Source organism: Actinacidiphila sp. bgisy145, assembly GCF_057708125.1.
The window spans coordinates 177,166-196,964 of record NZ_JBYIRL010000009.1 but is presented as its reverse complement, the minus strand read 5'-3'; the positions used below and the strand labels follow the sequence as shown (position 1 = coordinate 196,964).

19 protein-coding genes are annotated in these 19,799 nt (G+C 72.7%); 18 read left to right on the top strand and 1 reads right to left on the bottom strand.

Going from position 1 to position 19,799, the window contains the following annotated elements:
- Window positions 1–28 precede the first annotated feature (28 nt).
- From AC3ERT_RS11020 to prcA, 3 genes are all read left to right on the top strand, one after another.
- Window positions 29–247 (top strand): ubiquitin-like protein Pup, encoded by a 219-nt coding sequence (locus tag AC3ERT_RS11020; RefSeq protein WP_335975358.1) that lies wholly within the window; start codon window positions 29–31, stop codon window positions 245–247.
- Between the two features lie 108 nt (window positions 248–355).
- Window positions 356–1,201, top strand: a complete 846-nt coding sequence (prcB, locus tag AC3ERT_RS11015; RefSeq protein ID WP_435173818.1) for a proteasome subunit beta — start codon at window positions 356–358, stop codon at window positions 1,199–1,201.
- An 81-nt stretch (window positions 1,202–1,282) separates the two neighbouring features.
- Entirely contained in the window at window positions 1,283–2,035 is a 753-nt protein-coding gene (gene prcA / locus AC3ERT_RS11010) for a proteasome subunit alpha (RefSeq protein ID WP_335975363.1), read from the top strand.
- A gap of 404 nt (window positions 2,036–2,439) precedes the next feature.
- Here prcA and AC3ERT_RS11005 read toward each other — a convergent pair whose 3' ends face one another.
- Window positions 2,440–3,405 carry a LacI family DNA-binding transcriptional regulator gene (locus tag AC3ERT_RS11005; protein WP_435173816.1) on the bottom strand — a complete coding sequence of 322 codons (966 nt, stop codon included), beginning with the start codon at window positions 3,403–3,405 and terminating at the stop codon, window positions 2,440–2,442.
- A gap of 152 nt (window positions 3,406–3,557) precedes the next feature.
- Here AC3ERT_RS11005 and AC3ERT_RS11000 point away from each other — a divergent pair, with 152 nt between their 5' ends.
- From AC3ERT_RS11000 to AC3ERT_RS10930, 15 genes are all read left to right on the top strand, one after another.
- The gene (locus AC3ERT_RS11000; RefSeq protein WP_435173814.1) at window positions 3,558–4,814 is read left to right on the top strand and encodes an MFS transporter; all 1,257 of its coding nucleotides are present in this window, start codon (window positions 3,558–3,560) and stop codon (window positions 4,812–4,814) included.
- A gap of 9 nt (window positions 4,815–4,823) precedes the next feature.
- Window positions 4,824–6,185 carry a Pup--protein ligase gene (gene pafA / locus AC3ERT_RS10995; protein WP_328461949.1) on the top strand — a complete coding sequence of 454 codons (1,362 nt, stop codon included), beginning with the start codon at window positions 4,824–4,826 and terminating at the stop codon, window positions 6,183–6,185.
- Window positions 6,186–6,356: 171 nt separating this feature from the next.
- Complete coding sequence (locus AC3ERT_RS10990; RefSeq protein ID WP_435136148.1) at window positions 6,357–7,373, top strand: FKBP-type peptidyl-prolyl cis-trans isomerase; 1,017 nt, start codon at window positions 6,357–6,359, stop codon at window positions 7,371–7,373.
- 49 nt (window positions 7,374–7,422) lie between these two features.
- Complete coding sequence (locus tag AC3ERT_RS10985; protein ID WP_435136145.1) at window positions 7,423–7,794, top strand: FKBP-type peptidyl-prolyl cis-trans isomerase; 372 nt, start codon at window positions 7,423–7,425, stop codon at window positions 7,792–7,794.
- Between the two features lie 224 nt (window positions 7,795–8,018).
- Entirely contained in the window at window positions 8,019–8,960 is a 942-nt protein-coding gene (locus tag AC3ERT_RS10980; protein WP_335975382.1) for a helix-turn-helix transcriptional regulator, read from the top strand.
- Window positions 8,961–8,988: 28 nt separating this feature from the next.
- A complete protein-coding gene (locus AC3ERT_RS10975) occupies window positions 8,989–9,945 on the top strand; it encodes a helix-turn-helix transcriptional regulator (RefSeq protein WP_335975385.1) in 957 nt (318 codons plus the stop codon).
- On the top strand, window positions 9,938–10,258 hold the full coding sequence (locus AC3ERT_RS10970) for a hypothetical protein (RefSeq protein WP_435173812.1): 321 nt from the start codon (window positions 9,938–9,940) through the stop codon (window positions 10,256–10,258). The genes AC3ERT_RS10975 and AC3ERT_RS10970 overlap by 8 nt, the downstream gene beginning before the upstream one ends.
- A 93-nt stretch (window positions 10,259–10,351) precedes the next feature.
- On the top strand, window positions 10,352–10,555 hold the full coding sequence (locus AC3ERT_RS10965; RefSeq protein WP_335975391.1) for a hypothetical protein: 204 nt from the start codon (window positions 10,352–10,354) through the stop codon (window positions 10,553–10,555).
- Window positions 10,556–10,767: 212 nt separating this feature from the next.
- Window positions 10,768–11,043, top strand: coding sequence for a Sec-independent protein translocase subunit TatA (tatA, locus tag AC3ERT_RS10960; protein ID WP_335975395.1), 276 nt, complete (start codon window positions 10,768–10,770; stop codon window positions 11,041–11,043).
- Window positions 11,044–11,155: 112 nt separating this feature from the next.
- Window positions 11,156–12,103, top strand: a complete 948-nt coding sequence (gene tatC, locus AC3ERT_RS10955; protein ID WP_435136134.1) for a twin-arginine translocase subunit TatC — start codon at window positions 11,156–11,158, stop codon at window positions 12,101–12,103.
- 161 nt (window positions 12,104–12,264) lie between these two features.
- Complete coding sequence (locus tag AC3ERT_RS10950; RefSeq protein WP_435173810.1) at window positions 12,265–13,152, top strand: diacylglycerol kinase; 888 nt, start codon at window positions 12,265–12,267, stop codon at window positions 13,150–13,152.
- Between the two features lie 71 nt (window positions 13,153–13,223).
- Window positions 13,224–16,043, top strand: coding sequence for a DEAD/DEAH box helicase (locus tag AC3ERT_RS10945; protein WP_435173808.1), 2,820 nt, complete (start codon window positions 13,224–13,226; stop codon window positions 16,041–16,043).
- Between the two features lie 287 nt (window positions 16,044–16,330).
- Window positions 16,331–17,566, top strand: a complete 1,236-nt coding sequence (locus AC3ERT_RS10940; RefSeq protein WP_435173806.1) for an acyltransferase family protein — start codon at window positions 16,331–16,333, stop codon at window positions 17,564–17,566.
- Window positions 17,567–17,744: 178 nt separating this feature from the next.
- On the top strand, window positions 17,745–18,362 hold the full coding sequence (locus AC3ERT_RS10935; RefSeq protein ID WP_335975412.1) for a TetR/AcrR family transcriptional regulator: 618 nt from the start codon (window positions 17,745–17,747) through the stop codon (window positions 18,360–18,362).
- Window positions 18,363–18,472: 110 nt separating this feature from the next.
- Window positions 18,473–19,705, top strand: a complete 1,233-nt coding sequence (locus AC3ERT_RS10930; RefSeq protein WP_435173804.1) for a cytochrome P450 — start codon at window positions 18,473–18,475, stop codon at window positions 19,703–19,705.
- The last annotated feature ends 94 nt before the right edge of the window (window positions 19,706–19,799 follow it).

The following is a 19,799-nucleotide window of genomic DNA, read 5'->3' as shown; positions in this document are numbered from 1 at the left end:
ACGCACGCAACCGAGCGGGGTGAGGGACATGGCTACCAAGGACACCGACGGCGGACAGCAGCGGGCTACGCGTTCCACGGACGAGGCCGAGGAGGTCCAGGAGGACACCAAGGCCGCCGAGGACCTCAAGGAGCGCCACGAGAAGCTCTCGGACGACGTGGACTCGGTCCTCGACGAGATTGACGACGTCCTGGAGGAGAACGCCGAGGACTTCGTGCGCTCCTTCGTCCAGAAGGGCGGCGAGTAGCCGCTCACCCGTTCGTCCGCCCCGCGTCCTGTGGACCGCGGGGCGGATGGATGCGGGGCCCATGGGTAGGGTCCGTAGCAAACACCATGATCGTGTGGAAGGAATCGCGTGGAAGCCAACACTCGTAAGCCCGGGCATCTGCCGGCTGCCTTCCTGACGCCCGGCTCGTCGTCGTTCCTCGACTTCCTCGGCGAGCACTCGCCCGAGCTGCTGCCCGGCAACCGGGCGCTGCCCGCGGTCAAGGGCGCGGTTGAGCTGCCGCACGGCACCACCATCGTGGCCGCCGTCTTCGACTCCGGCGTCGTGCTCGCCGGCGACCGCCGCGCCACCATGGGCAACGTGATCGCCCAGCGCGACATCGAGAAGGTCTTCCCGGCCGACGAGTACTCCGCGGTCGGCATCGCCGGCACCGCCGGCCTGGCGGTCGAGATGGTCAAGCTCTTCCAGCTGGAGCTGGAGCACTACGAGAAGATCGAGGGCGCCACGCTCTCCCTGGAGGGCAAGGCCAACCGGCTGTCCACCATGATCCGCGGCAATCTCGCGATGGCCATGCAGGGCCTCGCCGTGGTCCCCCTCTTCGCCGGTTACGACACCGACCGCGCCAAGGGCCGCATCTTCTCCTACGACATCACCGGCGGCCGCACCGAAGAGGTCAACTTCGCCACCACCGGCTCCGGTTCGGTCTTCGCCCGCGGCGCGCTGAAGAAGCTCCACCGCCGCGACCAGACCGAGCAGCAGACCGTCACCGCGGTCATCCAGGCGCTGTACGACGCGGCCGACGACGACTCGGCCACCGGCGGCCCGGACCTGACCCGGCAGATCTTCCCGATCGTCACCGTCATCACCGAGGACGGCTTCCGCCGGCTCGAGGAGTCCGACGTCGCCGCGATCGCCCGCTCGGTGCTCGACGGCCGGCTCGAACACCCCGACGGCCCGCAGGCCGAGGTGCTGTGACGCCCGCTCACCCGCCGCGCCCGCCGCGGCCCTTGACCTACGCAGCAGCGCCGACGACAGCAGAAAGGCACGGTTGAGCCGGTGTCCACGCCCTTTTACGTTTCGCCCCAGCAGGCCATGGCGGACCGCGCGGAGTACGCCCGCAAGGGGATCGCGCGCGGCCGCAGCGTCGTGGTGCTCCAGTACGTCGACGGGATCGTCTTCGTCGCCGAGAACCCCTCGCGGGCGCTCCACAAGGTCAGCGAGATCTACGACCGGATCGCCTTCGCCGCCGTCGGCAAGTACAACGAGTTCGAGAACCTCCGGATCGGCGGGGTGCGCTACGCCGACCTGCGCGGCTACACCTACGACCGCGACGACGTCACCGCGCGCGGCCTCGCCAACGTCTACGCGCAGACCCTCGGCACCATCTTCTCCAGCGTCGGCGAGAAGCCGTACGAGGTGGAGCTGATCGTGGCCGAGGTGGGCGCCGCGGCCGAGGACGACCAGATCTACCGGCTGCCGCACGACGGGTCCATCGTCGACGAGCACGGTGCCGTCGCCGTCGGTGGCAACTCCGACCAGATCGGCAGCTACCTCGACCAGCGGCACCGCGACGGCATGACCCTGGCGGAGGCGCTGGCGCTGGCCGTCGAGTCCCTCGGGCGCGACTCCAACGGCGGGAGTGACCGGCAGCTCACCGCCGAGCAGCTCGAGGTCGCGGTCCTCGACCGCACCCGGCCCCAGCAGCGCAAGTTCAAGCGCATCCTCGGCCGCCAGCTCTCCCGCCTCCTCGAGTCCGACAGCGCGGCCACCACGAAGACGGACGACCCCTCGGACGAAGAAGAGGAGTAGCCCTCCCCGCCCCTCCCCCCGGCCAACCCGGTTCTGTCGGTTGGGGACCACCTGTCGGTGGTGGGCTGGTCGCGCAGTTCCCCGCGCCCCTGCCCCCGGGGTGGGCTGGTCCTGTGGGTCGGGGGACCACCTGTGGGTGGTGGGCTGGTCGCGCAGTTCCCCGCGCCCCTGGGCCCCTCGGGCCAGCCCGGTCCCGTCGGTTGGGGGACTACCCGCGTCCCTGCGTCGCTGTGCGCTGCGGAGCAGCCGCACTCACCCAGGGGCGCGGGGAACTGCGCGCCGAGCCACGGTGCGCCGGCAGTTAGGTGCGTACCGCAAGGGGCAAGCACCCAGGGGCGCGGGGAACTGCGCGACCAGCCACCGCGCACCGGCAGTCGCGCGCGTGCGGCAAGTGGCACGGACCGTCACGGCGCCAACGCAGTGGACCCGCGGGGAACGAGTTGGACGGGCAGCTCGACCGGGGCGACGGGCACCCCGTCAATGCACCCGAGCAACGTGGCCATACCCTGCGCCCCGACCTCCTCGGCGGGAAGCCGCACCGTGGTGAGCTCGGGATCGAGCGCGGTCGCGAGTTCGAGATCGTCGAAGCCCGAGACGGACAGGTCCTGCGGCACCCGGAGCCCGAGCCGCCGCGCGGCCTTGCAGGCGCCGGCGGCGAGGATGTCGCCGTCGCAGAGGAGCGCGGTGGGTCGGGGCCCGGCCCCGGTGAGGGCGCGCACGGCCGCGTCATGAGCCGCACGGACGTTCAGCCCGCACCGCTCGATCCCCGGCAGGGCCCCCTCGACGCCCGCGAGCTCCTCGCGGACGGTCTGCGCCCGCACCCGGAACGTCCAGGTGTCCACGTCGGCCGCGAGATGCGTGATCCTGCGGTGGCCGAGCCCCACGAGGTGCCGCACCACCTGGCGGATGCCGTCCGCGACGGCGAGGTCGACCGTCGGCGGACCGCCCGCCGCCCCGGGCCCGCTGTCCAGCATGACCAGCGGCAGCCCGCCCTCGGCGATCCCCGCGAGCGCGTCGGCCGCCATGGAGGAAGCGATCACCCCGTCGATCGCGGCCCGCGCGGGCCCGAACGGGTCACGGGCCGGCCCGACCCCCTCGGGCGAGGGGTAGAGCACCACCCCGAAGCCGTGCGCGTCGGCCACCCGCGCGGCCCCGGCGTAGACCCGGGCGAAGTACTCGTGGGTGAGCGCGGGCACCACGAGTAGCGCTGTCCTGGTCCGCCCCAGCCGCAGGCTGCGCGCGGCCGCGTTCGGCCGGTACCCCAGTTCCCCGGCCGCCCCCCGCACCGCCTCCGCGGTGCGCTCCGAGACCCGCCCGCGCCACTTCCCGCCGAGCACCAGCGACACCGTCGCCTGCGACACGCCGGCCACCCGCGCCACATCGCGCGATGTGGGTCGATCGCTCCCGGCCACCTCGCCCGCCGCCTTCCTGGAACCCGCCCCACGGTCTGGACCCGTGAGCTGTCGACATGGTACGTATGACGCCGACGACGTTATACGTAACACTGACTTGCGGAGGGGCGATGGCGAGCGGCTACGGCGACCTGTTGCGGACCCGGCACGCCGCGCGGCTGCTCGGCGGCACCCTGCTGGGCCGGCTGCCCAACGCGATGTCGGGGCTGGCGATCGTGCTGTTCGTCCGGGCGCACGGCGCCGGCTACGGCCTGGCCGGCACCCTGTCCGCGCTGTACGGGCTCGCGGTCGCCCTCGGCCAGCCGCTGCTCGGGCGGGCGGTGGACCGCAGGGGGCAGCCGCGGGTGATGGCGGGGGCCGCGCTGCTGTCGGCGGCCGGGTTCGGGCTGCTCGCCGCCAACGGCCCGCGCCCGCTGCCCGTCGCGGTCGCCGCGGTGCTGCTCGCCGGGGTCGCCACACCGCCGCTGGAAGGCGGCCTGCGGGCGCTGTGGCCGGCGGTGCTGGACCGGGAGGAGCAGGTGCGCCGCGCCTACGCACTGGACGCCGCCGCCCAGGAGGTGCTGTTCACGCTGGGGCCGCTGCTGGTCACCGCGGCGGTCGCGGCCGCCTCCGAGGCCGCCGCGGTGGTCCTCACCGGGCTGCTGGGCGTGGCCGGCACCCTGATCGTCGTCACCTCCGGGCCGTCCCGGCAGTGGCGCGCCGAGGTCCGCGAGCCGCACTGGCTGGGCGCGCTGCGCTCGCCCGGGCTGCTGGCGCTGCTGGGCGCCTGCTTCTTCGTCGGCATCGCGCTGGGCGCCTTCTCGCTGGCCGCGGTCGCCTACGGGGACGCGCACGGCGGCGGCTCCGCCGCGTCCTACCTGCTGGCCGCCAACGGCTTCGGCGCGCTGACCGGCGGCCTGGTCTACGGCACCCGCACCTTCGCCGGCGCCCCCGAGCGGCGGCTGCGGCTGCTCGCGGTGGGCCTGGCCGCCTGCTACCCGCCGCTGCTGCTCGCCCCCGCGCTGGGCTGGATGCTGCCGCTCGCCGCGCTGTCCGGGCTCTTCCTGGCGCCCACCCTCGCCTGCGCCTTCCTGGTGGTCGACCGACACGCCCCGCCGGGCACCGTCACGGAGGCGTTCTCCTGGGTGGTGACCGCCATGGGGGTCGGCGCGGCGCTGGGCACCGCGGTCGCCGGGGTCGCCGCGCAACACGTCGGAACCTCCGCCGGATTCGGGGTTTGCGCCGCCTGCGGGGCCGTGGCGCTGGGCGTACTGCTGTCCACCGGGCGAATCCTGACGCCCCGCGAGGTCGAAACCGGTCGGCAGGTCACGGAAAAAGATCCAAACCGTGCCCCCGATCCCCGTTTCAGCACGTCGGATCAGGCGTAATGTTCAGACATGGACCGCCGCATTTTCGGGCTGGAGAACGAGTACGGCGTCACATGCACGTTCAGGGGACAGCGGCGTCTGTCCCCTGACGAGGTGGCGCGGTACCTCTTCCGCCGTGTCGTGTCATGGGGCCGCAGCAGCAATGTTTTCCTCCGCAATGGGGCCCGCCTCTATCTCGACGTCGGCTCGCACCCGGAGTACGCCACTCCCGAGTGCGACAACGTCACCGAACTCGTCACGCACGACAAAGCCGGGGAACGCATCCTCGAGGGCCTTCTGGTGGACGCCGAGCGGCGCCTGCACGAAGAGGGCATCGCCGGCGACGTCTACCTCTTCAAGAACAACACCGACTCGGCCGGCAACTCCTACGGCTGCCACGAGAATTACCTGGTCGCCCGGCACGGGGAATTCTCCCGGCTGGCGGACATCCTGATTCCCTTCCTCGTCACCCGCCAGCTGCTGTGCGGCGCGGGCAAGGTGCTCCAGACCCCGCGCGGCGCGGTCTTCTGCGTCAGCCAGCGCGCCGAGCACATCTGGGAGGGCGTCAGCTCGGCGACCACCCGCTCCCGGCCGATCATCAACACCCGGGACGAGCCGCACGCCGACGCCGAGCGGTACCGCAGGCTGCACGTCATCGTCGGCGACTCCAACATGTCGGAGACGACGATGCTGCTCAAGGTCGGCGCCACCGACCTGGTGCTGCGGATGATCGAGGCCGGCACCGTGATGCGCGACCTGACCCTGGAGAACCCGATCCGGGCCATCCGCGAGGTCAGCCACGACATCACCGGCCGCCGCAAGGTGCGGCTCGCCTCCGGCCGGGAGGCGTCCGCGCTCGACATCCAGCAGGAGTACTACTCCAAGGCCGTCGAGTTCTGCGAGCGCCGCGGCATCCGCAGCGGCGTCATCGACCAGGTGCTGGAGCTGTGGGGCCGGGCCCTGGAGTCCATCGGCAGCGGCGACCTGTCGAAGATCGGCACCGAGATCGACTGGGTGATGAAGTACCAGCTGATCGAGCGCTACCGCAACCGCGACAACATCACCATGTCCCACCCGCGGGTCGCGCAGATAGACCTCGCGTACCACGACATCCACCGCCGGCGCGGGCTGTACTACCTGCTGGAGCGGAAGGGCCAGGCCAAGCGGATCTGCAGCGACCTGAAGATCTTCGAGGCGAAGTCGGTGCCGCCGCAGACCACCCGGGCCCGGCTGCGCGGCGACTTCATCCGCCGCGCCCAGGAGCAGCGCCGCGACTTCACCGTCGACTGGGTGCACCTGAAGCTCAACGACCAGGCGCAGCGCACCGTGCTGTGCAAGGACCCGTTCCGGTCGGTGGACGACCGGGTGGAGAAGCTGATCGCCGGTATGTGACCCGGTATGTGACCCGGCATCCGCCACCTTCGGCCCCACCGGCCGCGCAGGCCCCGTGCGTATCTCGTACGGGGCCTGCGGCACGCCGTAGGGTGTGGGGGCTGTACTCGTGTTCTCCGCCATGGATCGACCCAGCAGGCCCCCACTCCGACGACCGTAACGAGGATTTCCGTGCGCCGACGCTCAGTACTGCTCTCCGTACCCGCGCTCCTGCTCACCGCCGCCGGCTGCGGCAGCGACAGCAAGAGCGGCTCGGCGAAGCCCAGTTCGTCGCCGTCGGCGACCACTTCGGCCGCCTCGCCGAGCGCCTCGGCGACCCCGACGGCGAAGATCGTCTCCGGCCCGGTGCCGGGGATCACCGCGGGCACCGGCTTCAACCAGAAGCCCACCGTCGCCAAGGGCACCGGCACCCCTTCCTCCGACCTCGCCGTGAAGACGGTGATCAAGGGCGACGGCGCGAAGATCGCCAGCGGCGACTACGTCCAGGTGAACTACCTGGGGCAGATCTGGAACACCGGGAAGGTCTTCGACACCTCCTTCGGCAAGAGCCCGTACACGAACGTGATCGGCGAGGGCAAGCTCATCCCCGGCTGGGACCAGGGCCTGGTCGGCCAGAGCGTCCACAGCCGGGTGGAGATGGCGATCCCGCCGTCGCTCGGCTACGGCAGCAGCGGCAACTCGCAGGCCGGCATCAAGGGCACCGACACGCTGGTGTTCGTCATCGACGTGCTCGACCGCTTCGACGCGAAGAGCTCCGCCAAGGGCAAGGCGGTCGCGCAGAACGACGCGGCCCTGCCGAAGGTCGGCACCAACACCGACGGCAAGATGCCCTCGCTGACCATCCCGAAGAGCGCCAAGGCCCCCACCAAGCTCGTCTCGGCCTACATCCTCGAAGGCGACGGCCCGGTGATCAAGTCCACCGACGCGGTGCTGGCGCAGTACCAGGGCAAGGTGTGGACCACCGGCAAGGAGTTCGACTCCAGCTACAGCCGCAGCCAGCTGGCGGCGTTCGAGCTGAGCCAGCTCATCAAGGGCTGGCAGGAGGGCCTGGTCGGCAAGAAGGCCGGCAGCCGCATCCTGCTGGTGACCCCCGGCTCACTCGCCTACGGTGCCAACCCGCCGTCGGGCAGCGGCATTCCGAAGAACGCGACGCTGGTCTTCACCCTCGACGTGCTGGCCATCCTCTGAGGTCTGCAAGACTGTTCGGGTTGCCCGCAACAGCACAAGGAGCACCGCAGTGAGCATCGACAAGCCCGAGATCGACTTCCCGGGCGGCGAGCCGCCGGCCGGCCTCGAGGTCAAGGACATCTGGGAGGGCGACGGCCCGGTCGCGAAGGCCGGCGACACCGTCTCCGTCCACTACGTGGGCGTCGCGTTCTCCACCGGCGAGGAGTTCGACGCGAGCTGGAACCGCGGCGTGCCGCTGCAGTTCCAGCTCGGTGTCGGCCAGGTCATCGCCGGCTGGGACCAGGGCGTGCAGGGCATGAAGGTCGGCGGCCGCCGCCAGCTGACCATCCCCGCGCACCTCGCCTACGGCGACCGCGGCGCCGGCGCCGCCATCGGCCCGGGCGAGACCCTGATCTTCGTCTGCGACCTCGTGAGCGTCTGACCGCACGAGCATCTGATCCGACGAGCGCCTGATCGGACGAGCGCCTGATCGGACGAGCGTTTGACCACCGCGCACCGGGGCGCCCCCGGTGCGCTGACCTCGGCCCCCGCCGCTGTCCGGCGGGGGCCGCGGGTTTTGGGGGCGGCGCCGCTGAGCGGTACGGTTCAGCGGGGCCACGCCCGCGGGCGCGCCGGGCGGGAGAACACACGGATGAGGGCGTACTGATGGCGATCGCCAAGGCCGAGCGGCTGATGAACCTCGCGCTGTGCCTGATGAACACCCGGCGCCCGGTCAGCAAGCGCGACCTGCGCGCCTCGATCGAGGCGTACCACGAGGTCACCTCCGACGAGGCGTTCAACCGGATGTTCGAGCGCGACAAGGACGACCTGCGGGAACTCGGCCTGGTCATCGACACCGTGGAGAGCATCGACGGCGAGTTCGGCTACCTCGCCCGCAGCGACCGCAACCGCCTGCCGGACATCGCCCTGGACCCCGAGGAAGCCGCCGCGCTCGCGCTGGCCGCGAAGGTCTGGCAGCAGGCCCGGCTCGCCGAGGCCGCCAGCGGGGCGTTGCAGAAGCTGCGCGCGGCCGGGGTGCCGTACGAGGACACCACCACCGCGCTGGAGCCCCGTATCCCGGCGCCGGAGCCGGCCTTCGAGGCGCTGATGGTCGCCACCCGCGAACGCAAGGCGGTCGCCTTCGACTACCGCAAGGCCAACGCCGTACGGCCCGAGCCGCGGCTGGTCGAGCCGTGGGCGCTGGAGTGCTGGCGCGGCCACTGGTACCTGGCCGGCCACGACCGCGACCGCGGCGAGGTGCGGGTCTTCCGGCTGTCGCGGATCTCCGGCCGGGTCAGGGCGCGCGGCGCCTTCACCGTGGAGGTGCCCGACCACATCGACGTCCGCGAGGCCGTGGCGCGCTGGGCCGGCGAGGGCGCCACCGCCGCCACCGCGCGGATCAGACTGCGCCGCGACAGCGGCTACCCGCTGCGCGCCCGCGCGGTGGCCACCACCCCGGTCGACGCGGAGTGGGACGAGCTGGAGGTCCCGTACGGGCACGGCCTGGACGCGTGGCTGGCCGAGTTCGGCCCGGACGTGGTCGTGGTGGCGCCCGAGGAGTTGCGGGTGGAGCTGGTGGACCGGCTGCGCGCCGTGGCGAAGGGCTGACCGTGATCCAGTGCTGGGGGAGCGACCGATGAGCAACGCGATCGACCAGACCCGCCGGATGCTGTCCCTGGTGACGTATCTGCGCGAGCGGCCCGGGGCGCGGGTCAGCGAGGTGGCGCGGGCCTTCGGGGTGAGCGAGGCCGAGCTGATCGGCGACCTGAACGTCCTGCCGCTGTGCGGCACCAGCTTCCGCGGCGGCGACCTGCTCGACATCGACACCGACGGCGAGCGGATCTGGTGGCACAACCCCGGCACCGCGGACGACGTGGCGCAGCCGCTGCGGCTGGCCGCCGACGAGGCGACCGCGCTGCTGGTGGCCGCCCGCGCGGTGGCCAATCTGCCCGGGCTGCGCGAGGGCGACCGGCAGGCGCTCCAGCGCGCGGCGGCGAAGCTGGAGACGGCGGCCGGCGAGGCGGCCGGGGCCAGCGGCCGGCTGTCGGTGACCTTCGAGTCCGAGGGCAGCGTGTTCGCCACCGTCGACCGCGCGCTGACCGAGCGCCGCCGGCTGTGGATGCGCTACTACTCGCCGGCCCGCGACACGCTCACCGACCGCGAGGTGGACCCGATCCGGCTGTTCGCCGTCGGCCACACCTATGTGGAGGGCTGGTGCCGGCTGTCGGAGGACCGCCGCACCTTCCGGCTGGACCGGGTCGCGGAGATCCGGCTGCTGGACGAGCCGTCCGACCCGCCCAGGATCGAGCCGCGCGACCTGTCCCAGGGCCTGGTGCAGCCGGCCGGCGACGATCCCGAGGTGGTGGTCGAGGTCGGGCCCGGCGGGCGCTGGGTCGCCGAGTACTACCCGCACGACAGCGCCGAGGAGCTGCCCGACGGCGGCCTGCGGATCACCCTGCGCACGCCCGACCCCGGTTCGCTGCGCCGGCTGGCGCTGCGGCTGGGCCGCGACGGCCGGATCGTATCGCCGCCCGACCTCGCCGAGGGCGCCCGCGAGGCGGCGGTACGGGCCCTGGCCGCGTACGGTGAGTGACGCCACGGGCGGCGGTATGCTCCGGGCGGCCCGCCCGCCGCAGGACGATGCCCAACGTGACGACGACGCGGAGCCGCAGGACGCCGCGGCGGCGCCCGCGGCGGTGTTCCGGGCGAACTGCACGCACTGCCGCAGCAGCTTCCAACTGGACGCCGGAGCACTGCGGTTGGCCATCGGCGCCTCCTCCCGCAGCACCTTCTACTCCTTCACCTGCCCCGAGTGCGGCGAGGCCGTCCGCAAGCCGGCCGGGGAGCGGATCGTCGAGCTGCTCACCGGCGGCGGGGTGCCCACGATGCGGCTGACCGGCGGCTGAACCCCCGCTCGAGCCGCCGGCCGAACCCCCGGCGGGCCGTGCGGCGGCGGGCTGCGGCCTGCCCCCACCCGGCGCCCGATAGGCTCGCGCCTCATGTGGTGGCTTTTTCTCTACGTCGGGCTGTCGACCGCCGGCCTGCTGGTGCTCGGCGCGCTCGCGGTCCGGGTCTTCGCGGCCGTCCAGGCACTCGCCCACCAGGTCACCGCCAGCACCGAGGCGCTGACCGCGGCGAGCGAGCGGCTGCGCCGGGCCGCGGTTCCGCTGGCCGAGCGGACCGGGGAGATCTCACGCCGCTGAGACCTGCCGCGATTCCGGCAGGTGAGGGTACTCTTGCCCCGGCGGCCCGCGAACCAGGCGCGACTCGGGCCGCAGCCGGGTGGACGACGGTGCTTACGTCGCCGTCCGCAGCCGCGCGCTACGATCACCGCGCGGCACGGCTTCGGGCACCCGCCCGGCTCCGGACCGTGGGCGCACGGACCACGCCGCCAAGGTGAGAAGGTGGACCTTCGATGCTCAGCAACCTGAAACCCCTGGAAATCCTCCTCATCATCGCCGTCGTCGTCGTCCTGTTCGGCGCGAAGAAGCTTCCCGACCTCGCGCGTTCGGTCGGCAAGTCCGCCCGCATCCTCAAGAGCGAGGCCAAGGCGATGAAGAGTGACAGCACCGCGCAGGCCGACGGTGCCGCCGCGCCGCAGACCGCCGCCCGTACCATCCAGTCCGCCCCGGGCGACACCGCCAGCGCGCGCCCGGTGAGCGAGCCGGCCCGCACCACCAGCCAGAGCTGATCCGAGACCGTTACCGCCGCCCGGCCGTCCCCCGCGGCGACCGGCGACAGGTGAAGGACCAAGCCGGGACCGGGTGCTCCGGTGGCGGCTGCCGCACGAGACGAGGACGTGGGTGCTCAAGACTGCCCGCAAGCAGGCGACGAAGGACCCCGAGGGCCGGATGCCCCTCGCGGACCATCTGCGTGAGCTGCGCAACAGGCTGTTCAAGTCGGTCCTGGCGATCCTCGTCGTCACGATCGTGGCGGCGGTGTTCTACAAGCACATCATCGAGCTGCTCCAGCACCGCATCCCGGCGAACGTCCGCTGTGTGAACGGCGCGGTGCCCACCGCCGAGCAGAAGACGCACACCGAGGCGTGCGCGCAGATGACCGTGAGCGGTCTGCTCGGCGGTTTCTCGATCGCGCTGAAGGTCTCGCTGATGGCCGGCGTGGTCGTCTCCTCCCCGGTGTGGCTCTACCAGCTGTGGGCCTTCCTCGCGCCCGGGCTGCACAAGAACGAGAAGCGCTACACGCTCGGCTTCGTCGCCGCCGGTGTGCCGCTGTTCCTGGCCGGCGCCGTGCTCGCGTACGAGATCCTGCCGCAGACCGCGCGGATCATGATCGGGTTCGTCCCCAGCGACACCACGAACCTGCTGCCGCTGGACGACTTCCTCGACCTCGTGGCCCGGCTGATCATCGTCTTCGGCCTCGCCTTCGAGCTGCCCCTGGTGCTGGTCCTGCTGAACTTCACCGGCATGGTCACCGGGCGGCGGATGCTCGGGTGGTGGCGCGGCATGGTCATCGGCATCACCGTCTTCGCGGCCGTGGCCACGCCTACCGGTGACCCGCTGTCGATGTCGCTGCTCGCCGCGCCCATCGTGCTGCTGTACTTCCTCGCGATGATCGTCTGCTTCTTCAACGACCGCCGCCGGGACCGCCGCCGCTCGGCCGATCCCGACTTCGCGCTCGACCCCGACGAGGCGTCCAGCCTCGACTACGTCCCCGAGCAGGTTGCCGCGCAGCCGTTCGACGCCGACGCGGAGCGCCGCACCTCCGACGACGACTACGGCGACGCCACGTAGCGGCTCCCCGCTGCGGGGTCCTGTTCGTCTTCCGGGTGCGCCCCGGTGGCGGGCCGGTCGCGCCGTTCCCCGCGCCCCTGTTCTGGCGGCTCGCCGTCGCCGGGGCGCGGGCACACACGTAACGCAAGGGGCGGTCAGCCCGGGGGAAGGGGAGCGCGGGGGTGGGCAGGGAGATCACGCTGGCCGTGAATCCGGCGGCCGGGCGGGGGCGGGCCGCTGCGGCGGGCGGGCGTGCGGCGGGGGAGCTGAGGGCGGCCGGGTTCCAGGTGCGGGAGGAGGTCGGCGCGGACGCGGCCGACGCGGTGGCGCGGATGCGGGCCGCGGTGGCGGACGGCACCGCGGCGGTGGTGGCCGTCGGCGGCGACGGGATGGTGTCGCTGGCGCTCCAGGCGGTGGCGGGCACGGACACGCCGCTGGGCGTGGTCGCCGTGGGCACCGGGAACGACTTCGCGCGGGCCAACGGCCTGCCGGTGAAGGACCCGGCCGCCGCCGGGCGGACCCTCGCGCGGGCGCTGGCCGAGGGCCGTACCCGCCGGATCGACCTGGGACGGGTCGGCGACACCTGGTTCGGCACCGTGCTGGCCTCGGGCTTCGACTCGCGGGTCAACGACCGGGGCAACCGGATGCGCTTCCCCGGCGGCCGCTTCCGCTACGACGCGGCGATGCTCGCCGAACTGGCCGCGCTGCGCCCGATCCCCTACACGGTGGCCTTCGACGACGCCCCTGAGCAGCAGGTGGAGGCGACCCTGATAGCCGTCGGCAACGGCACCTCCTACGGTGGCGGCATGCGCATCTGCGCCGGCGCGCGGCCCGACGACGGGCTCTTCGACGTGTGCGTGGTCGGCCCGTGCAGCCGCACCACGCTGCTGCGGGTCTTCCCCCGCGTCTACCGCGGCACCCACACCGCGCACCCCGTGGTCACGGTGCACCGGGCGGCACGGGTGCGGCTGAGCGCGGCGGGCGTCACCGGGTACGCCGACGGGGAGCCGCTCGGCCCGCTGCCGCTGACCGCGCGGACCGTACCGGGCGCCCTGCACCTGCTGGTGTGAGCCCCCCGGCGGGAGTCGGGCGGTAAAGATCACGCACGGTGTCGGTGCCCCCGGGTAGGCTCGTGCAGGAGATGACCGAAGAGATGTCGCCAGCCGAGCGCTACGCCGCCAGCCGTCGCCGCGCCGCAGAGAACGCCACCGCGCTCGCGCAGTTCCGCGAGCTGTACGAGTTCGGCCTCGACCCGTTCCAGATAGACGCCTGCCGCGCGCTGGAGGGCGGCAGCGGAGTCCTGGTCGCCGCCCCCACCGGCTCGGGTAAGACGATCGTCGGCGAGTTCGCCGTCCACCTGGCCCTGGCCGAGGGCCGCAAGTGCTTCTACACCACGCCCATCAAGGCCCTGTCCAACCAGAAGTACAACGACCTGGCGAAACGCTACGGCGCCGCGAAGGTCGGCCTGCTCACCGGTGACAACAGCGTCAACGGCGACGCGCCCGTGATCGTGATGACCACCGAGGTCCTGCGCAACATGCTCTACGCGGGCTCCCCGGCCCTCGACGGCCTCGGCTACGTGGTGATGGACGAGGTGCACTACCTCTCCGACCGCTTCCGGGGCGCGGTGTGGGAGGAAGTGATCATCCACCTGCCGCAGTCGGTGACCCTGGTGTCGCTGTCGGCGACGGTGTCGAACGCGGAGGAGTTCGGCGACTGGCTGGACACCGTACGCGGCGACACCGCGGTGATCGTCTCCGAGCACCGGCCGGTGCCGCTGTGGCAGCACGTCCTGGCCGGGCGGCGGATGTACGACCTGTTCGAGGAGAAGTCCGGGCCCGCCGACCCCGGCGGGCGCCGCGAGGTCAACGCCGACCTCGAGCGGCTCGCCCGGATGGAGAACCAGCGCACCTACCCGCGCGGCCGCCGCGGCCGGGAGGCGGACCGGGAGCGCGAGCGGCGCGCCCGCAGCCGGATCTGGACGCCCAGCCGCGCCGAGGTCATCGACCGGCTGGACAGCGAGGGCCTGCTGCCCGCGATCACCTTCATCTTCAGCCGGGCCGGCTGCGAGGCGGCCGTCCAGCAGTGCCTGTACGCGGGCCTGCGGCTGAACAACGACGACGCCCGGCTGCGGGTGCGGTCCATCGTGGAGGAGCGCACCCGCGCCATCCCCGACGAGGACCTGCACGTCCTGGGCTACTTCGAGTGGCTGGAGGGCCTGGAGCGCGGCATCGCCGCCCACCACGCCGGGATGCTGCCCACCTTCAAGGAGGTGGTCGAGGAGCTGTTCGTCAAGGGCCTGGTCAAGGCGGTGTTCGCCACCGAGACCCTGGCGCTGGGCATCAACATGCCGGCCCGCTCGGTGGTGCTGGAGAAGCTGGTGAAGTGGAACGGCGAGACCCACGCCGACATCACCCCCGGCGAGTACACCCAGCTCACCGGCCGCGCCGGGCGCCGCGGCATCGACGTCGAGGGCCACGCGGTGGTGCTGTGGCAGCGCGGCTTCGACCCGGGGGCCGTCGTCGGCCTGGCCGGCACCCGGACGTACCCGCTGCGCTCGTCGTTCAAGCCGTCGTACAACATGGCGGTCAACCTCGTCGGGCAGTTCGGGCGGCACCGCTCCCGGGAACTGCTGGAGACGTCCTTCGCGCAGTTCCAGGCCGACCGCTCGGTGGTCGGCATCGCCCGGCAGGTGCAGCGCAACGAAGAGGGGCTCGACGGCTATCAGGAGTCGATGACCTGCCACCTCGGCGACTTCGACGCCTACATGCGGCTGCGCCGCGAGCTGAAGGAGCGCGAGGCCGACCTCGCCCGGCAGGGCGCCGCGCAGCGCCGGGCCGCCGCCGCGGCGGCGCTGGAGAAGCTGAAGCCGGGCGACATCATCCACGTGCCCGCGGGGAAGTACGCCGGGCTCGCGCTCGTGCTGGACCCGGGGGTGCCCGCCGGCCGGGTCACGGGGCACCGGCGCGGCGAGGAGTACCACGACGGGCCGCGCCCGCTGGTGCTCACCGCCGAGCGCCAGGTCAAGCGGCTGGCCCAGCTGGACTTCCCGGTGCCGGTGGAGGCACTGGACCGGATGCGCATCCCCAAGTCGTTCAACGCGCGCAGCCCGCAGTCCCGGCGCGACCTCGCCTCGGCGATGCGCAGCAAGGCCGGCACCGCCGGCTGGGCGGCGCCCTCCCGGCACCGCAAGCAGCGCTCGGCGGCCGCCGACGACACCGAGATCGCCCGGCTGCGCGCCGAGATCCGCGCGCACCCCTGCCACGGCTGCGCGGACCGCGAGGACCACGCCCGGTGGGCCGAGCGCTACCAGCGGCTGCGCCGCGACACCCAGCAGCTGGAGCGGCGGATCGCCGGCCGCACCAACACCATCGCCTGCACCTTCGACCGGGTCTGCGCGGTGCTCGGCGAACTGGGCTACCTCGACGGCGACACCGTCACCCCCGAGGGGCGCCGGCTGGCCCGGCTCTACGGCGAACTGGACCTGCTGGCCAGCGAGTGCCTGCGCGACGGAGTGTGGGACGGGCTCGGCCCGGCCGAACTCGCCGCGTGCGCCTCGGCGCTGGTCTACGAGTCCCGGCAGTCCGACGACTCGGTGCTGCCGAAGCTCCCGACCGGGAACGCGAAGGCGGCGCTCGGCGAGATGGTGCGGATCTGGGGCCGGCTGGACGCGCTGGAGGAGGACCACCGGATCAGCCAGACCGAGGGCGTCGGCCAGCGCGAGCCGGACCTCGGCTTCGCCTGGCCCGCCTACCGCTGGGCGTCCGGGCACGGCCTGGACGCGGTGCTGTCCGACGCGGACATGCCCGCCGGGGACTTCGTGCGCTGGTGCAAGCAGCTCATCGACGTGCTCGGCCAGATCGGCAACGCGGCGCCGGAGGACAGCCCGGTGCGGCGCAACGCGCGCAAGGCCGTGGACGGGCTGCTGCGGGGCGTGGTGGCGTACTCCTCGGTGGGGTGAAGTTCACCACGCGGTGTTGACGGCCGCGGCGGGCCGCCCGAACCGGGCAGCCCGCCGCGGCCGTTCCGGTGCCGGTCGCCAACTCCTTCTGCGCTTCCTGTGAGTTGGCACTGCCGGGATTTTCCGGTGCGCCGGTGTGACCTGCGCGGCGGTCCGCCGGCCGGGCGTTGAGCTGTGAGGATCGTGTGAGGGACCGGTTCCGTTTTATTGGCCGTTTACCAAAGCACTGCTTGGCTGAGGCGAGTGCATTTGACATCTATCAGCGATAGCAGGGAAGCGGTACCTGCGTGAGCAGCCAACCCCCCATCCACACGCGGCAGCACAGCGGTCGACGAGAGGCGGTACCAGCAGGACGGGAGGCCGAGGCGTTCCCCTCGGCGGTCCGGACACCCGGCAAGCGGGTCGACGGCATCGACGGGCTGCGCACCCTGGCCGTGATGCTCGTGATCATCTACCACTTCCACCCCGACAAGGTGCCCGGCGGTTCCATCGGGGTGGACATCTTCTACACGATCAGCGGGTTCGTGATCACCCGGCTGCTGCTCGCGGAGTTCGCCAGAACCGGCGGCATCGGGCTGTGGCAGTTCTACCGGCGCCGCTGGTGGCGGCTGGTGCCCGCGCTGCTGGTGGTCTGCGTCATGACCGCACTGCTCAGCTTCGCGCCCCTCCAGTCCTTCCGGCACGGCGTCTCGGCGGCGCTGCTGTCCGCCTTCTCCCTGGTCAACCTGGTCCGCGCGGCCCAGGCCGGCGCCTACTCCGGCGTCACCGCGCCGCTCGGCCACACCTGGTCGCTCGGCGTCGAGGAGCAGTTCTACCTGCTGTGGCCGCCGGTGCTGCTCCTGCTGCTGCGCCAGCTGCGGGCCCGTACGGTGCTGATCGCCGCGGCGGTGCTGACCCTGCTGCCCCTGCTGTGGCGCTTCCACCTGTGGGACGCGCAGGCCGCGCACCGCATCTACAACGGCCCCGACACCCGCGCCGACCAGCTGCTGGCGGGCGCGGTACTGGCGATCCTGCTGGCCCGGCTGGCCCCGGACGACCCCTGGCGGGAGAAGCTGCGGACCTGGGCGGCACGGCTGTGGGTGCCCGCGTTCGTGCTGCTGGGCCTGATCGTCTGGCAGGTCCAGATCACCGGGCACAGCGCCTGGATCGCGCCGGAGTACACCGTCGGGTTCCTCGTCACCGCGCTGCTCACGGTGGTGCTGCTCACCGCGCTGGAACTGCTGCCCGGCTCACCGCTGGCGAAGGTGCTCTCGATCGCGCCGCTCGCCTGGATCGGCCGTAACCTCAGCTACGGCCTCTACCTGTGGCACTACCCGCTGATGCACCTGCTCAGCGACCTGGGGGTGCGGCGGATGCTCTTCCCGTCGACCCTGCTCGCCACCTTCATCATGGCGCTGGCGTCGTACTTCCTCGTCGAGGAGCCGTGCCGCCGCTTCAAGCAGCGCGGCGGCAAGGGCCGGCGCGGCACCCCCGCCACCGCGGCGGCCCGGGAGCCGGCCGCGACGGCCGCCGCGGGCGGCTGAGGCCGCAACGCACCGCGCACCCGCACCGCACCGGCACCCGCACCGCACCGGCACCCGCACCCGCACCCGCACCCGTCACGGGAGTGCGGGTGCGGCCGGCCCGCGCAAGAGCGCCTTGCGCGGGGGTGGGGGAATTCGGTCAGCTTTGATAGGAGGGAGCGCGGCGGAAGGAGCGGGGATGGCGGAGGGGTTCAAGCGGCGCACGCCCAGCCAGTGGGGGGAAGGCGGCGCGCTGAAGGCGGAGATCCTGGCGGCGGCCGGACGGCTGCTGGCGGCGGCCGGCCGTGAGGACGCGGTGTCGCTGCGCGCGGTCGCCCGGGAGGTGGGGATCTCCGCACCCAGCATCTACCTGCACTTCAAGGACCGCTCCGACCTGGTGGCGGCGGTGACCCAGGAGGCGTACGAGACGCTCGTCGCCGACCTGCGCGCGACCTGGGACCGGGCGGAGGCGGCCGGGCCGCCGGCCGCGCTGCGGGCGATGGCCCAGCGCTACTGCGGCTTCGCGCTGGAGAACCAGACCCGCTACCGGCTGATGTTCGGTCTGGAGCGGGTGGCGGCGCCGCGCGAGCACTCCCCGCAGCACCCGGTGTGGCTGCTGTCCGGGGTGTGGCAGGACGCGGTCGCCGCCTGCCGGAGCGCCGACCCGTGCGGCGAGCGGGACCGCAAGGACGCGCTGCTGCTGTGGTCGGCGCTGCACGGGATCGTCGCCATCTCCATGGCGCTGCCCTTCGAGGCGGACCGGGAGATCATCGCGCGCCGGGCGGACGACCTGCTCGACCGGGTGATGGCCGGATAGCGACGGTGGTCACTTCGTGGTGTTGATGTGACACACGGGGTCGATATCGTTGCCCATGGCACCTAACGCCGTTAGGGATGTTGGGTGGCCGCTCTGCCGAGGAGGAACCCATGGCCGAGACCTCGACCGCCGCACCGTCGGAACACCTCGCCTACCCCGCGCCCCGCGCGAGCGGGTGCCCGTTCGACCCGCCGCCCTCCCTGCTCGCCCTGCAAGAGGAGGACGCCCCGCTGGCCCGGGCCCGGATATGGGACGGCACCAGCCCCTGGATCGTCACCCGCTACGACCAGCTGCGGGCCCTGCTCGGCGATCCCCGCCTCAGCTCCGACACCACCCACGACGGCTTCCCGTTCCGCAACGCAGCCGGCCAGGTCAGCGACCGGGTCCGCCGCACCTTCATCACCATGGACGACCCGGAGCACGCACGGCTGCGCCGCATGGTCACCGGGCCGTTCGCCATCCGGAACGTCGAGGCGCTCCGCCCGTCGGTGCAGGCCATCGTCGACGACCTCATCGACCGCCTGCTGGCCGGCCCGAAGCCCGCCGACCTCGTCGAGGCGTTCGCCACCCCGGTCCCGAGCCTGGTCATCTGCGAACTGCTCGGCGTGCCCTACACCGACCACGACTTCTTCCAGCGCAACACCCGGGTCGTGGTGCGCCGCACCTCCACCCCGGACGAGGTGGTCGCCGCGCAGACCGCGCTCATCGACTACCTCGACGACCTGCTGGGCGACAAGCTGACCCGACCCGGCGACGACCTGCTCTCCAAGCTCGCCGCGCAGCGCGTGGACACCGGGCAGATGACGCGGCGCGAGGCTGCGCAGATGGGCGTGCTGCTGCTCAGCGCCGGACACGAGACGACCGCGAACATGATCGCGCTCGGCACCGTCGCGCTGCTGCGCCACCCCGAGCAGCTCGCCCTGCTGCGTGGGACCGACGACCCGAAGGTGGTCGCCGGCGCCGTCGAGGAACTGCTGCGCTACCTCACCATCACCCACTCCGGGCGGCGCCGGGTGGCACTGGAGGACATCGAGCTCGACGGCCAGGTGATCCGCGCCGGGGAGGGCGTCATCCTCGCCGGGGACGTCGCCAACCGCGACCCGCGCGCCTTCCCCGACCCGCACCGCCTGGACCTCACCCGCGACGCCCGGCACCACGTCGCCTTCGGCTTCGGCGTCCACCAGTGCCTCGGCCAGCCGCTGGCCCGCGTCGAGCTCCAGGTCGTCTACAGCACCCTGTACTCCCGCATCCCCACGCTGCGGTTGGCGGTGGACCCCGACCAACTGGAGTACAAGCACGACGGGTTGGTCTACGGCGTCTACGAACTCCCCGTCACCTGGTAGCGGCTGCCCCGCCCGAAAATCCGCCGGCGACCCGCCGGCGACCCGCCGGCAACCCGGCCGCAAGCCCGTCGAGAGCCCTTCCAGAGCCCTTCGA